Raw genomic sequence first — 14148 nt, 5'->3', positions numbered from 1 at the left:
GGATAAAAACTCGTATGGCAAAACGATTCATGGGTGACCTGGAGAAGGGACGAACTCTGCCCAAAGGCGTTTTGCGCGCTTGGGCAGATGTTCTCCTATCATGGCAGGATACGAACTGAGCGTCAAAAGCAAAAACGACGCATGTAAAACTATTCCTGCCACGCGCCCGGACAACGCGGCCTCTTTAAAGCAACCGCACACCTGTTCAAACCACGACATGCTGAAACTCTCGGCCTATGTGCAAAACACATGGCCGCCACGCCTGCGGACGCAGATCCGCCCCGGCATCACCAGAACTGCCAATTGCCTGTATTCAGGACGTACACGCTCAGGAGCAGGTTGGTAAGCGCGTGGGAGAAGATGCACTGCGACAGGCTCCTGGTGCGCCAGAGCAGCAGGTTGTAGGCGCACCCGGCCACGATTCCCGAAAAAACGAACGTATGTTCGAGCCCGAACAAGAGGGCAGTGCCCGCGAAGGAGAACAGCGTGAAGTGCCCGATGGGCACGCTGGTGAACTTCTCGCTCACCAGATAGCGGGCCGCGAAGGACCGCCAGAAGATCTCCTCCATGATGGGCACCACGACCACCGCTCCAAGCAGGCGCACGCCCATGAACGAATACCGCAGGGATTCCGGCTGGATCGCGTTGAAGTCGGGCGAGTTGGTGCTCCCGAAAACGAGGATGTGCTGCCCGAAGGTGACCCACACGCCGAACACTGCCACGGCAGCGGCGATGGAGAACAGCGAATCGCGGACGTTCAGCAGATCATTCCAGACTATCTCGATATATTTTGCGTAGTACAGGATGAGCGAGACCGCGACCATGCCGACTTGCAGAACGTAAGACACCGCGTACGCCTCGAAAGGAAGCGCTCCGGCCACATGCGAGTAGACCTCGCGCGCCAGGATGAATACAGCGAAAATACAGAACGGAACGACCCGTGGAATCATCTGCGAGTATTTCTGAACCGGCACTGCGTCATCCATATGCTGTCCTTTTGCATATATGGTTCCATTACATCGTACATATGCCCCAGCCGACAAGATGGCGGAGCCTGGCTGGCTCCGCCATCCGATTGCCTGTCCCGTCATTGAAGCTTCATGTCATCGACCAACGCCCGCCTGTGCCGAGGCCCGCGCTATCAGGCGAACTCGATGGCGAACGAGCCGTCCTCGGCCACATCCAGGGTCACGGCCGCAGGCATGCCGCCCGTGGTCATGTGCCCCAGGATCTCCTGGGACATGCGCGGCAGGACGTTGCCGTTCAGTATGTACTCTATGTTGCGTGCCCCTGTCTCCACCTCAGTGCAGCGCGCGGCCACGGCGTCCACAACCTTCGGGGTGTAGGACAGCTTCATCTTGTTGTTTTCCAGGAGCATCTTCTTCAACTTGTCGAGCTTTAAAATCACGATGTTCTTCATGGCCTCGGGCGAGAGGCTCACGTAGGGCGCGATGGACATGCGCGCCAGCAGCGCGGGCTTGAAGTACTGCGAGAGGATGGGCCGCACGGCGGAGAGCACCGCGTCGTAGGGCACGCCCGCTCCCTCCTTGGTCATCTCCTGGATCACATCCGTGGCCAGGTTGGAGGTCAGGATGATCAGGGTGTTCTTGAAGTTGATCTCCTTGCCTTCGCCGTCGGAGAGCATGCCCTTGTCGAACACCTGATAAAACAGGTTCAGCACGTCCGGGTGGGCCTTCTCCACTTCATCCAGCAGCACAACGCTGTAGGGATGCTGGCGCACGGCCTCGGTGAGCATGCCGCCCTCGCCGTAGCCCACGTACCCCGGAGGCGACCCGATGAGCCGCGACACCGTGTGCTTCTCCTGGAACTCGCTCATGTTCACGCTGACCACGTTGCGCTCGTCCCCGAACAGGATGTCCGCCAGGGTAAGCCCGGTCTCGGTCTTGCCCACGCCAGACGGCCCCACCAGCAGGAACACGCCGGTGGGCTGGTCGGGGTTCTTGATGCCGGACTTGGCGGCCTTTATCACCTGGCTCACCACGTCCAGGGCCATGTCCTGGCCCTTGATGCGCACCTTCAGGCGCTCTTCCAGGTTGACCATGGTGGCTGCCTGGTCGCGGGCCACCTTGCCCACAGGGATGCCGGTCCAGTCGGCCACGACCTGCGCCACCAGATCCGGATTGACCTCGATCTGGATCATGGGCGCGTCGCCCTGCAAATCCTTCAAGGCCTGGTCAGCTGCCTGGAGGTCGGCGGCCAGGGCGGCCTTGGCCGCGTCGTCCGCCGCGTCGGCTATCTGGGCGCGCACGGCCAGCACCTTGTGGGCGGCCTCGCGCTCCTTGTCCCAGGCAGCCTGGAGGTCAACGGCCCTGGCCGTGCACTCGGCGATTCCCGCAACCACCTCCGCCAGGCGCTCCTCGTCGATGGGCACGTGGTTGTCCTTGTCGCGCTCCAGGGCCTTTTTCTCGCGCTCGAAGGCCTGCACCCTGCGCTCGGCGTCCTCCAGGGAGGCGGGCTTGGCCGTAAGGTTCACCTTCACCCGCGCGCAGGAGGTGTCCAAAAGGTCGATGGCCTTGTCGGGCAGGAAGCGGGCCGCGATGTAACGGTCTGAATACTCGGCGCAGGTCTTGATGGCGTCGTCTCGGATGATGACCTTGTGGCTCTTCTCGTAGCTGTCGCGAAGCCCGCGCAGGATGAGCACGGCGGATTCCACGCTTGGCTCGTCCAGCTTCACCATCTGGAAGCGCCGGGCCAGGGCCGGGTCCTTCTCGAAGTATTTCTTGTACTCGCTCCAGGTGGTGGCCGCGCAGGTTTTCAGCTCGCCGCGCGCCAGTGCGGGCTTTAACAGGTTGGCCGCGTCCGAGCCGCCCGCCGTGCCGCCCGCGCCCACCAGGGTGTGGGCCTCGTCGATGAACATGATGATGGGCTTCTCGCTCGACTTCACCTCGGTGATGACGCCGCGCAGGCGGTTTTCGAACTCGCCCTTCATGCCCGCGCCAGCCTCCAGGAGGCCCATGTCCAGGTTGATGAGCGTGACCTCCTGGAGCGATTCGGGCACATCGCCCTGGGCGATGCGAAGCGCCAGCCCCTCGATGACGGCGGTCTTGCCCACGCCCGGATCGCCCACCAGGATGGGGTTGTTCTTGCGCCGCCGGGCCAGGATGTCCACGATCTGGCGGATTTCGTTGTCGCGCCCGAACACGGGGTCGATGCCCCCGGCCCTGGCCTTGGCCGTGAAGTCCTGGCAGAATCGGGCGATGAAGCTGCCTTCCGTCCCGCCGGGGCCGCCGGGTGCGCCAGGAGCCCCGGGAGCCGCAGCGCCCCCGGCACTCTCAGAAGCGGCCTTGGCCTCGGAGGAGGCCTTGGTGGCGTTCCAGAAGTCTTTCAGCAGGCTCTCGCGGTTGACGGGAGCCAGAAGGTCCAGGTACGGGCCAGAGCCGAAGAAGGTCGGCCTGGCCAGGAAGGCCAGCAGCACAGCACCGGAGCGGACGCGGGCGTCGCCCAGGTCCACGGAGCCCACCAGCCAGGAGTCCTCAAACAGCTCGATCAGGAGCGGCGAGAACGTGGGTTTGCCGGAGTTGCCCGTTTTCAGGTCCTCCAGCGAATCGGTCAGCCCGGCCACAAGGCGTCCTGAATCCACGCCGCTTGCGCGCAGCACCGTGGGGATGTCCGAGCCGGTGTCCTCCAAGCACTTCAGGAGGAAATGCTCCACGGTCACCTCGTACTGCGTGCGCGACACCGTGAGCCCTGCCGCGTTGTGCAGGGTGTTGGTGCAGAAACCGTTGAGCTTGGCCAGCAGGGACTTCATGTTCACATTTATCATCTGGAGACTCCCGGAGAACGGATAGGGTTGCTGGATTTTCCCGTATCCGTACATCAATGCACTGGTATTTGGGAAGGATGCGCGCGACTATTTCCCGCAAAAAACCGTCCTGACCACGAGGCGGCCCTTTCCGAAAGGAGCGTAAGACATGCCCTCCCCCGACAGACTGAGCACCGCGCCCACTGACGCGGACATAATCGAAGCCATGCGGGAGCTGGACTCCTTCATGGACATAACCCCCTCGGACGCCCGCGAGCTCTTTCGCGTGGCCCACGTCCAGACCCTCAGGCGGCTGCGCGAGGCGGTACGCGTGCGCGACCTGATGACGCGACAGGTGGTCTCGCTGGAGCCGGAAACCCCCCTGCCGGAAGCGGCGCGGACGCTGGCCGAGGCAGGGATATCCGGCGCGCCGGTCGTCTCCCGGGGCCAGCTGCTGGGAGTGGTCTCGGTGAAGGACTTCCTGGGCGCGCTGGGCCTGCCCAAGAACGCCCCGCCCGTGGCCCTGGTGGCCCAGGTGCTGGGCCGCCAGATGCAGACCGGAAACGCCTGCGCTCCGGCGGACCTGGAGCGGCTCCTGGTGCGCGACATCATGACCGCCCCTGCCCTGGCCGTGGACGCAGGCATGGCGGCCTCGGACGCGGCGCAGCTCATGTCCGCCAAGGCCATCCGCCGCCTCCCCGTGACCGAGGCAGGCAGCCTGGCAGGCATGATCACCCACACGGACCTGCTGCGGGCCTTCGGCGTCACGCTGGGACAGAGCGCCTGAAACATATCCGTGAACGAAAAGGACGTACGCGTGAACGGTTACTTCTCCAAAATGCGCGGCAACGGGCCAAGCCCGCCGCGCGTCTCCTGGGCGGAGATCGCCCGCAGCTGGCTGGGTTCCTTCCTGGGGCTGGCGGCCTTGGGCCTGATCCACTCCACCACCGCCAACTTGATGGAAGCGTCCCTGCTGTTTGGGCCGTTCGGCGCTTCCGCCGTGCTGCTGTACGCCGCGCCCAGGAGCCCGTTGGCCCAGCCGCGAAACCTGATCGGCGGGCACGTGCTGTCGGCGGCCGTCGGCGTAGCCCTGGCCCGCTGGATGCCAGGCTCCGTCTGCCCCCAATGGCTGGTGGCCGCTGCCGCCGTGGCCACGGCCATCGCCCTGATGCACGCCACCAAGACGCTGCATCCTCCCGGAGGGGCCACGGCCCTGGTGGCGGTGATCGGTGGCACGCCAATAACCGGAATGGGCTTTCATTATGTGCTGTATCCGGTGGCGGCAGGCACGCTTATACTCCTGGGAACTGTGCTCCTGGTGAACAACGCCATTCCGGGCAGGCGCTATCCCGAATACTGGTGGTGAACATCCCGCCTGGATGAAAATGCTGCTGGAAATCATCACAATGCAGTTGCGTTAAAATGATTTTTTCTATTTAGTTGGGCTGCCTAATCTTCGCCACCCCTGTCGTGAGGCAGGCTCGGAAAACCACGGATCTCGACCTTCCTTCAGGCGCGAGAAAGCCGGGTTGCACAGGCACACCATGCGGGTGCGCCCTTCTCGCGGCCTTTCGCTTCGTGTCGCCTCAGCAGCACGAGTTGAGCAAACGCGGCAGAACGCGCACTTCACGACACGGTAACGTCGATTCAATGCAGCCGGCACGCGAAAACCGTTTTGCGAACACATGGTCTCCACCGGCTTAATCGTTTTCACACAGCGTCCAAGACAGGAGGCCGCCATGTCGCGATCAGACATCTTGCTGGAGTCCGGAACGAACGAGTTCGAAGTCGTCGAATTCTACGTCGATGAGGAGAACACCGAAACGGGCAACGTGAGCAGGACCTACTACGGCATGAACGTGGCCAAGGTGCTGGAGATCATCCGCCTGCCCGAGCTCACGGACATGCCCGACGCGTCACACCCGTCGGTGATGGGCGCCTTCGACCTGCGCTCGGAGATCGTGCCGCTCATCGACCTGAGCCAGTGGGTGGGCAAGAAACTCCAGAAGACCGGCGTGCTGAAGGTGATCGTCACGGAATTCAACCAGGTCATCACGTCTTTTCTGGTGTCTGGCGTCACGCGCATCTACCGCCTCAGCTGGAACGAGGTCAAAGCGCCCAACATCCAGCTCTCCTCGCTCACCTCGAACTCCATCACGGGCATCGTCCGGCTGGAAGGAAAGATCGTGTTCCTTCTGGACCTGGAGAAGATCGTCGCCAAGCTGAACGAGCAGACCGTGGTGAACACGACCGTCAGCAGCGAGATGAAGAAAGAGCTCGAAGGGACGTCCTACAAAGCCGTCATAGCCGACGACTCCACCATGGCCCGCAACATGGTGTTCCAGCTGCTGACAGACAACGGCTTCGAGGTTCATCAGTTCGAGAACGGCAAGACGGCCTGGGAGTATCTCGAAGAGGTCAAGGCGAAAGTCACAAACGAAGGCGCAAACCTCAAGGATCTGGTCAACATCGCCATCCTGGACATCGAGATGCCCCTGATGGACGGCCATCACCTGACACGCAAGATCAAGGAAGACCCCATCCTGAAGTCCATCCCCATCATGCTGTGCTCGTCCATCATCACGGAGAGCCTGTACCACAAGGGGGTCTCGGTCGGGGCCGACGCCCAGATTTCCAAGGCCAAGATCGGCGAGCTGATCGAGAAGGCCATGGATTTGCTGCGCAAGGGGTAGCCGGGAAAGAGACGTTCGGCGCAAACTGTCGGCAAGGCGCGTTCATCATCGACGCGCCCGTGCCGGGGCCTGATGTCCAGAACCTCCGGTTCGCGCCACCACAGCCCTCCTGCCGGCCGCTTCCAGGGCGGAACGGCGTTGCGTCCATGGCGCCACACAACCAGCAACGGCCTCAGGCCGGAACGCCGCTCAGGCCGGGGAAGGTCACTTCGGCCTCCCCGGTGAAGCCCTCGCTGAGAATCCAGGTGTCGTAACCCAGGCGCGACCACTGCGGCTGCCCCGGACGGGCGGGCTGCACCTGCCCCGGCAGGAGCTTCAGGCGCAGGTCGTGCTCCACGGGTTCCACCAGATACATGCCGATCAGACTCTCCACGTGGTAGTTGAGCTCCCGGCCCGGCAGCAGTTCGTGAAACTTTGCCGCCTCCAGCCCGCCGAACTCCACGATGATCTTGCCCATGCGGTCCTCCACCAGCCCGCCGACCCAGCAGTCCTCGCCCAGGGTGCAGCCGCCCCCTCCCAGGGAGTTGCGCTGGTCCTCCGGGATAGGCACCCAGCGGTGCACGCACTGCTCCACGTCCACGCAGCTGCCCTGGCCCACGGCGTCGGCCAGCATGGTTTTCAGCCCCAGGGCGGAGCGCGGGTACTGGGTGAACAGCCCGATGTAGCGGAGCGCCGCCGACGGGCGCGACAGCTTGGAGCGCAGTTCCTCGTGCCCCAGGCCCAAAAGGCAATAGAGGCGGTCCAGGTAGTCCCGGTCCTCCTCGTCCACGGCCTTGACCAGCAGGCGGTACTTGGCCCAGGCGCGGTAGAAGTGGACGAAGGTCCGGTTGCCCAGGATATCCAGGAAGTCGCGGGAGACGCTCTTGTCGTCGGAGCGCTCGTCCAGCAGCTCCTCGGTATAGAAGGTCGGCAGGGGCGAGCCGGTGCCGTAAAGCCCCAGGAAGGTGGCAGTGATGTCCACGCGCGCGGCCTGGCCCCCGAGTTCCGGGTCTGCGGGGTCCAGCAGGATCTCGGTCATGTCCGAGCCGGGGAAGGACAAGGACAGGTGCGGGCGCACCCGCAGGGTGTCGTCGTAGAAGCCCTGGGCCTCGGCCTCGCCGGTCTTGCCGGTCCAGAGCTTCAGCAGGCGCACGGCCTGGAAGTAGGAGTAGACCTGGGGCTTGTCGGCCAGCCCCTGGATTACAAGAGGAAGCGTTCCCCGATCCTGGCCGGCCATTCGTAGCGCTCCTTCTTGAAGACGTCCTCCACGCCGAGGCGCGTGAAGCAGTTCACTGCCGCGTAGCCCGCCAGGAAGCTGTCCAGCACCGAGCCGAACAGGTACATGTCGCCCATGCTGGCGAACCCTGTGGGATCAAGCTTCATCTCGATCAGCTGGCCGCGCATCATGATGCCCTGCACCAGCCGGTTGGTGGTCTGCACGTTCATCTCGGCCACGGCCTCGGCGCGCTTGATGCCCGCCAGCACTCCGGCCCGGTCTTTGGTCTCCGGGAAGATGTACAGCTTCACCAGGGCCTTCAGGTTCTCGGTGTCGGCCAGGGGCAGATAGTTGAGATACAGGTGCGACAGAAGCCGCCACAGGCTCTCCTTGCCGATGGGCGGCTGGCGCGTGGCGGTGGGCGGGCGGATGTTGGAGAAATCCGCCAGCACGGGAGAGGTCTCGGTGGGCTTGTTGATGTCGCCTATCTGGAGATTCTCCGGCAGCGTGGCGTTGGTGCAGCGGATGGACATGGAGAGCGTCTCGGTCTGCGGATCGCCCGAGCCCTTGGGGTAGGCCACGGACAGATACAGCTCCGTGCGCTCCTCCAGGGCGCTCTGGCGGTGGGTCAGGGAATAGACCGGGCGCGCCTCGCTCATGGGGTTGAACATCTCGAAGGGGAAGTATTCGCGCTGCCCCGCCGCGCCCTGCATGAACCCGATAACCTTGTCCACCGAGTACACCTGGAAGTGCCCGGAGGACTCCCCGCCCGGAATGACCCGGTATTCGGGCATGCGGTGGTCCAGCAGGATGGGGTCGGCCTCGTGCGGGAACAGGTTGATGGCCGGGGTGGCGAAAAGCGCCAGGCTGTCCTTGTTGAACGAGGGTGGGTCGGCCACCTGGCCGTCGAACTCGAAGAGCATCTCGAAGGCTTGGCCCGGCCCGCGATCCTGCCATGTGTCCAGGCCCTTGACGTCAAAAAACAGGAACTTCTCCGGCAACGTGAAGTATTCCTGAAGGATGCGATAGCCCGGATAGGACTGGCTGGGGTACGGGATGGCCGCCTCGTCCGCGCCGAAGCCCACGGGAACCAGGCTCGAGCGCGGCAGCACCACGGGCGAGCCGCCGTCCTTGGGCCGCAGGGTGATGCGCGCGGTGCGGCGCATGAGCAGCAGGTAGCGGTCGGCGGCGTGGCCGAAGTCCCCGGCCAGATGGAAGCGCAGGCTCTTGGAGTTCCACTTGGAGAGCTGCATGCCTTGCAGCTCGAAGGTGACGCGCAGCGCCGTGGCGCGCCCGCCGGTCATGAGCAGCGTGGTCTCGCCGATCACCAGCGGCAGAAGCTCCACCCCGTAGCAGGTGGTGAAAGTGCAGTTGGTGCCCTCCACCGGAATGGACGAGGCCTGGGTTCCGGGCGGGACGTGCAGGGGCTCCATGAGCGAGCGCTTGGGCGTGTACGTCAGGATGGTCATGGACGGCACGGGGCTCAGGTAGTGCGGGAACACCAGCCGCATGAGACCGTGGATGATCTCGGGAAATTCGTCGTCCAGCTTCTGGGCCATGAGCCCCGACAGGAAGGCCGAGCCTTCCAGCAGGCGCTCCACGTCCGGGTCCTGGCTTGGGCCGGAGAGCATGGGGGCCAGCGCGGGGTGCTTCTTGGAGAACTCGGCCGCGAGGCCGCGCAGGTTGGCCAGTTCGCGCTGGTAGTAGCGGTTGATCACGGTCTACTCCTTGACGCTGACCTTGCCGTCGGGGTCGATGATGGTCTCGAACACCACGGGCACCTCGCGCGATTCGGTCTGGATGACGGCTTCGAGCTTGAAAGCCACCTGGAGCACGTCGTCGCTCTGGGGGATGTAGGTGACGGCCACGCCTTTTAAGCGCGGCTCGTATTTACGCACCACGTCCGCGATGGAGTGCTGGATGTCCGGGATGGTGTCCTGGCCGAAGGTGGAGCCCAGGTTGGTGAAGTCGGGAACGCCGAAATCGTCGTCGATGAGCGCGGTGCCCTGCTTGGTGTTCAGGATCTTGCGCAGATGGTTCATCACCGAGGCCACCACGACCTCGGGGTCCGGGTTGCCGCGCAGTTCCGGGTGCTTCTCCACCTCGCGGATGCGTTCGAGCAGGCGCTGCTGGTACATGGACGGTCCTTTCTTTTCGGAGTGTTAGAGGAACCGTCCGCCCGCGTCAATGCAGGGGCGCAATGGAAGCTGACAGCAGCGGAGGAAGTCGATTCTTGCAGCCTGTTCAAAAAACGCGCTGGCAAGGCGCAGGAAATAGTCAAGCCCGATGCGTATTCGGCATACGTGAGGGTTTGGCTTTTTCCATGCAACGTAGCCAGCGAGGATTTTTCAACAGGCTGCTAGCAGTCGCCCCCGCGCTTCTTGCAAGGCTCGGCCTCTTTCTTCCAGTCGTCGCCGGGCTTCATGCCGATAGATTCCCAGAACATCTGGATGTTGTCGCGCCCGGTGGCCGGGGTCAGGTCGGGGCAGGTGCGGTCCTCGGGGGTGGTGTCGTCGTCGCCGCAGGAGCCGCGTTTGAAATCGTCGTCGTCGCCGCGCATGGTGCTTCCTCCTGAAAGAGGCAGGGGCTTAGTGCGGTATGGGGTTTGGGTCAAGCGGCGTGGCGCTAGCCGCTGCTCGCCTGACCGCCCTGCTTGGCGCCGCTGTCCGGTTCGGGCGCGGCGGCCTGGGCCTGCGCCTGTCCCTCTTCAGCGTCGCACCCGTCGCCGGGAACGAACACGGGGTCCTTCACGTAGTCCTCGGGCAGGACGAACAGCTCGTCGGACGGATCATCCGGCGAGAAGTAGGATTGCGCTTCGGCCATGCGGACCTCGACTGTTCAGGTTGTGCCGGTATGCCGGGGGGACCTTACGGGGTCGTGCTGGGTGACGCACCGCCGTCAGGGGTCCAGGACTCGCCGCTGATGGGATCGATGATGGAATCGCGCTCAGGGTCCACGATGACGTCCACAATCGGATCGACCAGTGGAAAAAGCGACATGGAAACGAACATGATGAACTCCTGGGGCGACGCCCCCGATGCGGTGCATGTGATGCGGCGGGTTCACCGCGACTCGCCCGCCCTGCTCCAATCGACGCCTGCCAGGCCTGAACCCGACAAATCGCCTGCTGCCTGATCTCAAACGTGCTGCCCGTCAAGTCCCGGCGGCCCATGCGGGCCGCCGGGGGGATATCCGGCTTACGCGCCCTTCCAGTCGTCGGTGTATTCGATGTTGCCGTCGTTGTAGGTCCAGGTGATCTTCGAATAGGTGAAGCTCACCTCTTCCATATCGTGGAAGGGCTTGTTGTCGGGCAGGAAGGTCATGGGAGTGTATTCCCGGAACATGACGATGATGGCGTCTTCCATCTTCACCGTGTAGTAGTTCTCTTCCTTTCCGTCGGGCTTGATGCGGAAGTAGTTGATCTCCACGGTGCATTGCTCGCCCTTGCAGCAGGCCTGGGCCAGCTTGGGAGAGCCGTTGTTCTTGTGGATGGTCACGGTGAAGGGATGATGGATGCGCTGGCCGGTGGGCAACCCGGTGTGGGTATCCTTGGGGATCTCCACATAGTGGTTGGACTGGTACGCCAGCATGGTGTCCTTCTTCTTGGAGTCGGACTGGTCGCAATCTCCCTTGATCTGCCCCTGAGTCTTGCCCGTGACCTTCATGTACGCGGTAAGAGCCATGACTATACCTCCATGGTGGGTTGGTTATTTCTTGTCCAGCTTGCCCACCAGGGACAAGGTGAACGACGCGCCCATGTACTTGAAGTGCGGCCTGGCCAAAAGCGACACGGAATAGAATCCGGGATCGCCGGGCACGTCCTGCACCTCGATCTTGGCCATGCGCAGAGGACGCCTGGAGCGCACGCTGGGCGCGGGGTTGTCCATCTCGGTGACGTACTGGCTGATCCACTTGTTCAGTTCGTCTTCCAGGTCCGAGCGTTCCTTCCAGGTGCCGATGTTCTCGCGCTGGATCACCTTGATGTAGTGCGCCAGGCGGTTCATGATGAACATGTAGGGCAGCTGCGTGGAGAGCTTGTAGTTGAGCTCGGCCTCCTTGCCTTCCTTGGAGATGCCGAAATACTTGGGCTTCTGCACGGAGTTGGCGGAGAAGAAGGCCGCGTTGTCGGAGTTCTTGCGCATGGTGAGCGCGATGAAGCCCTGCTCGGCCAGCTCGAACTCGCGGCGCTCGCTGATGAGCACCTGGGTGGGAATCTTGGTCTGTATCTCGCCCATGGCCTCGTACTGGTACAGGGGCAGGTCTTCCACCGCGCCGCCGCCCTGGGGGCCGATGATGTTGGCGCACCAGCGGTACTTGGCGAAGGAGTCCGTCAGGCGCGAGGCGAAGGCGAAGGCCGCGTTACCCCAGCAGAAGTCGTCGTCGCCGCCGGACACGTCTTCCTTGAAGGTGAAGCTCTTGGCGGGCGCGGTGTCCGGGCCAAACGGCAGGCGCAGCAGGAAGCGCGGCAGGGTAAGCCCCAGGTAGCGGGCGTCTTCCGACTCGCGCAGGGCGTTCCACTTGGTGTACTGGGGCATCTCGAAGATGGATTGCAGGTCCTTCAGGTTGGGCAGGTCCTCCCACTTCTCGATGCCGAACATCTGCGGCCCGGCTGCGGCGATGAAAGGCGCGTGGGCCATGGTGGCCACCGAGGCGCAGTATTGCAGCAGCTTCACGTCCTGGGGTCCGGGGCCGAAATCGTAGTTGGCGATCATGGCGCCGAAGGGCTGGCCGCCGAACTGGCCGTATTCCGCCGTGTAGACCTGCTTGTACAGGCCGGACTTCACCACCTCGGGCGCGTCCTCGAAGTCGCTCAGCAGGTCTTCCTTGCTGACGTTGACGAACTGGAGGCGCACGTTCTCGCGGAAATCGGTGTGCATCACCAGATACTTGAGCGAGCGCCAGGCGGACTCCATCTTGCGAAAATCCTGATTGTGCAGGATCTCGTTGACCTGTGCGGAGAGCTTCTGGTCCAGCTGGGAGATCATGTCGTCCACCAGCGCGCCCGAGATGCGCGCACCGGCGCGCTCGGGCTTGACCAGCTCCTCCAGGAAGGCCTGGAGCCCCTGCTTGGTGGTTGAGAAGGCGTCGTCCGAGGGTTTTAGCTTTGTCGCCTCGACGATATCGTCCAAAAGCGAGGCGTCGGCAGCAGCCGCAGCGGCTTGCGCCGGGGCTTCCTGGGCCTGTGTCGCTTCGTCGGCCATCTGAAATCCTCCTTTGTGGCGGCCTCGTCCGGGGCGGCCGCCCTGCGTCAAGAACGGGAAATATCAGCCAGCACGGGCAGGACCAGGGCTCAGCCCAGGCCGAGTTCCTTCAGCAGGCGGTCCCGAAGGCCGGGGTCCTGCACCATGTCCTGAACCTTCTTGCGGAACTCCGGCACGTTGGCCAGCGGCCCCTTGAGGGCTTTCAGGGCCTCGCGCAACTCCATGAGCTTCTGGAGTTCGGGGACCTTGGCCGCGATGGCGTCCGGCTCGAAGTCCTTCAGGCTGTTGAAACCCAGGTGGACGCCCAGTTCCTCGCCTTCCTTGCCGGAGACCTTGTTGGCCACGGTCATGTTCAGTTCGACCTTCTGGGCCTTGAGCACGTCGTCGAAGTTGTCCTTGTCGACGCTTATAGGCTCGCGGTTTTCCAGAGTGCGGTCATCGGCGCGATTGACGAAATCGCCAAGCACCAGGAGCTTCAAGGGAAGTTCGATCTCTTCCTTGGCGTCGCCGGTGGCGGGCTTGTAGACGATGTTCACACGTTCCTTAGGGGCGACGGACGCTTCCTGAGCCATGATACCCTCCTGAAGGGATTGGGAGTTTCAACTTCTTCCTACCAGAAACCCGTTGGATGGGAAGTATTTTTTCCGCTTTGCCCACAGGCCTAATCGGCAGGGCGGCTGGGGCGCTCCTGCACGGTGCGCATGGCGCGGCGGATGGCCGATTCGATGTGGGTGTCCTTGACCGGCTCGGACAGCACGATGGTTCCCGCCTGACGATAGCGCGACGGCAGGATGTTCAGAGCCAGGGCGTAGACATCCTGGATGTCCAGGGGGTCCGTCACGGGATCGCCCTCCGCCGCCAGCACCTTCTCCATCAGCCTGGCCACCCGTACCTCATTCTTGTTGCGGATATTGGTCAGGTTCACGCCTTTCACCAGCAGGAGCTCATCCTTCATAACAGCAAGCCTCCATGGGACCGTGTGCCGGAACTTTTCTCTAACCTTGAGCCTAGCAAAGATTTCTGCCGGTTCAAAGAGCCTGTGTGGAAAAAAGACGGAAAAGGTTCCAAGAAGACGTGGACGCAAGTCAACGCCCGCCGGGCGGCACGCCAAGCGCCTCGCGCTCCTGGCAAGCCGGTGGCTCTCACGCCGCAATGTTCCCATGTCCATGCGCGCGAGCAACCGGACTCTCGCCGCCCCCCGGCTGCCCAGGCCCGCAGTCGCGCCGACGCTTTTTACCACTTGAGCAGGATGTTCGATAGGCATACGGTCGTCCGGGATTCGTACACGTCCCCTGT

Annotated in this window: 15 protein-coding genes and 1 riboswitch; of the genes, 3 read left to right on the top strand and 12 right to left on the bottom strand. The window is 63.3% G+C overall.

Going from position 1 to position 14148, the window contains the following annotated elements:
- Positions 1 to 287 precede the first annotated feature (287 nt).
- Positions 288 to 986, bottom strand: a complete 699-nt coding sequence (locus G453_RS0102250; RefSeq protein ID WP_043643954.1) for a CAAX prenyl protease-related protein — start codon at positions 984 to 986, stop codon at positions 288 to 290.
- A 155-nt stretch (positions 987 to 1141) separates the two neighbouring features.
- Positions 1142 to 3784 (bottom strand): type VI secretion system ATPase TssH, encoded by a 2643-nt coding sequence (tssH, locus tag G453_RS0102245; RefSeq protein WP_027189730.1) that lies wholly within the window; start codon positions 3782 to 3784, stop codon positions 1142 to 1144.
- 148 nt (positions 3785 to 3932) lie between these two features.
- Here tssH and G453_RS0102240 point away from each other — a divergent pair, with 148 nt between their 5' ends.
- From G453_RS0102240 to G453_RS0102230, 3 genes are all read left to right on the top strand, one after another.
- Entirely contained in the window at positions 3933 to 4550 is a 618-nt protein-coding gene (locus tag G453_RS0102240) for a CBS domain-containing protein (RefSeq protein WP_051271458.1), read from the top strand.
- A 30-nt stretch (positions 4551 to 4580) separates the two neighbouring features.
- Positions 4581 to 5129, top strand: a complete 549-nt coding sequence (locus G453_RS0102235; RefSeq protein WP_027189728.1) for an HPP family protein — start codon at positions 4581 to 4583, stop codon at positions 5127 to 5129.
- 82 nt (positions 5130 to 5211) lie between these two features.
- A riboswitch (cyclic di-GMP riboswitch) is annotated at positions 5212 to 5300 on the top strand.
- 202 nt (positions 5301 to 5502) lie between these two features.
- Positions 5503 to 6456 carry a chemotaxis protein gene (locus G453_RS0102230; protein WP_027189727.1) on the top strand — a complete coding sequence of 318 codons (954 nt, stop codon included), beginning with the start codon at positions 5503 to 5505 and terminating at the stop codon, positions 6454 to 6456.
- A 172-nt stretch (positions 6457 to 6628) separates the two neighbouring features.
- Here the strand turns inward: G453_RS0102230 and tssG are convergent, their stop codons facing one another.
- The 10 genes from tssG to G453_RS0102180 form a co-directional block, all read right to left on the bottom strand.
- The gene (gene tssG, locus G453_RS0102225; protein WP_027189726.1) at positions 6629 to 7672 is read right to left on the bottom strand and encodes a type VI secretion system baseplate subunit TssG; all 1044 of its coding nucleotides are present in this window, start codon (positions 7670 to 7672) and stop codon (positions 6629 to 6631) included.
- Positions 7636 to 9369, bottom strand: a complete 1734-nt coding sequence (tssF, locus tag G453_RS0102220; RefSeq protein WP_027189725.1) for a type VI secretion system baseplate subunit TssF — start codon at positions 9367 to 9369, stop codon at positions 7636 to 7638. Before tssF ends, tssG begins: the two co-directional genes overlap by 37 nt.
- A 3-nt stretch (positions 9370 to 9372) precedes the next feature.
- Positions 9373 to 9789, bottom strand: a complete 417-nt coding sequence (gene tssE, locus G453_RS0102215; RefSeq protein WP_027189724.1) for a type VI secretion system baseplate subunit TssE — start codon at positions 9787 to 9789, stop codon at positions 9373 to 9375.
- Positions 9790 to 10010: 221 nt separating this feature from the next.
- A complete protein-coding gene (locus G453_RS0102210; RefSeq protein ID WP_027189723.1) occupies positions 10011 to 10211 on the bottom strand; it encodes a hypothetical protein in 201 nt (66 codons plus the stop codon).
- A 65-nt stretch (positions 10212 to 10276) separates the two neighbouring features.
- Entirely contained in the window at positions 10277 to 10474 is a 198-nt protein-coding gene (locus G453_RS0102205; protein WP_027189722.1) for a hypothetical protein, read from the bottom strand.
- 44 nt (positions 10475 to 10518) lie between these two features.
- Entirely contained in the window at positions 10519 to 10662 is a 144-nt protein-coding gene (locus G453_RS27710; RefSeq protein WP_156920762.1) for a hypothetical protein, read from the bottom strand.
- A gap of 186 nt (positions 10663 to 10848) precedes the next feature.
- Entirely contained in the window at positions 10849 to 11334 is a 486-nt protein-coding gene (gene tssD, locus G453_RS0102195; RefSeq protein ID WP_027189721.1) for a type VI secretion system tube protein TssD, read from the bottom strand.
- A 24-nt stretch (positions 11335 to 11358) separates the two neighbouring features.
- A complete protein-coding gene (gene tssC / locus G453_RS0102190; RefSeq protein WP_027189720.1) occupies positions 11359 to 12852 on the bottom strand; it encodes a type VI secretion system contractile sheath large subunit in 1494 nt (497 codons plus the stop codon).
- Positions 12853 to 12941: 89 nt separating this feature from the next.
- On the bottom strand, positions 12942 to 13424 hold the full coding sequence (tssB, locus tag G453_RS0102185) for a type VI secretion system contractile sheath small subunit (RefSeq protein WP_027189719.1): 483 nt from the start codon (positions 13422 to 13424) through the stop codon (positions 12942 to 12944).
- 89 nt (positions 13425 to 13513) lie between these two features.
- A complete protein-coding gene (locus G453_RS0102180; protein WP_027189718.1) occupies positions 13514 to 13807 on the bottom strand; it encodes a late competence development ComFB family protein in 294 nt (97 codons plus the stop codon).
- Between the last annotated feature and the right edge of the window lie 341 nt (positions 13808 to 14148).

The sequence above is a fragment of the Fundidesulfovibrio putealis DSM 16056 genome (genome assembly GCF_000429325.1).
Taxonomy (GTDB): domain Bacteria; phylum Desulfobacterota; class Desulfovibrionia; order Desulfovibrionales; family Desulfovibrionaceae; genus Fundidesulfovibrio; species Fundidesulfovibrio putealis.
This window is presented reverse-complemented; position numbering and strand designations above follow the sequence as displayed.

Coding starts and splice junctions, on each gene's coding strand:
- G453_RS0102180 (WP_027189718.1), bottom strand. CDS start 13,807: ATGAAGGATGAGCTCCTGCTGGTGAAAGGCGTGAACCTGACCAATATC.
- tssC (WP_027189720.1), bottom strand. CDS start 12,852: ATGGCCGACGAAGCGACACAGGCCCAGGAAGCCCCGGCGCAAGCCGCT.
- tssD (WP_027189721.1), bottom strand. CDS start 11,334: ATGGCTCTTACCGCGTACATGAAGGTCACGGGCAAGACTCAGGGGCAG.
- G453_RS27710 (WP_156920762.1), bottom strand. CDS start 10,662: ATGTTCGTTTCCATGTCGCTTTTTCCACTGGTCGATCCGATTGTGGAC.
- tssB (WP_027189719.1), bottom strand. CDS start 13,424: ATGGCTCAGGAAGCGTCCGTCGCCCCTAAGGAACGTGTGAACATCGTC.
- G453_RS0102240 (WP_051271458.1), top strand. CDS start 3,933: ATGCCCTCCCCCGACAGACTGAGCACCGCGCCCACTGACGCGGACATA.
- tssH (WP_027189730.1), bottom strand. CDS start 3,784: ATGATAAATGTGAACATGAAGTCCCTGCTGGCCAAGCTCAACGGTTTC.
- G453_RS0102205 (WP_027189722.1), bottom strand. CDS start 10,474: ATGGCCGAAGCGCAATCCTACTTCTCGCCGGATGATCCGTCCGACGAG.
- G453_RS0102230 (WP_027189727.1), top strand. CDS start 5,503: ATGTCGCGATCAGACATCTTGCTGGAGTCCGGAACGAACGAGTTCGAA.
- G453_RS0102210 (WP_027189723.1), bottom strand. CDS start 10,211: ATGCGCGGCGACGACGACGATTTCAAACGCGGCTCCTGCGGCGACGAC.
- tssE (WP_027189724.1), bottom strand. CDS start 9,789: ATGTACCAGCAGCGCCTGCTCGAACGCATCCGCGAGGTGGAGAAGCAC.
- tssG (WP_027189726.1), bottom strand. CDS start 7,672: ATGGCCGGCCAGGATCGGGGAACGCTTCCTCTTGTAATCCAGGGGCTG.
- G453_RS0102250 (WP_043643954.1), bottom strand. CDS start 986: ATGGATGACGCAGTGCCGGTTCAGAAATACTCGCAGATGATTCCACGG.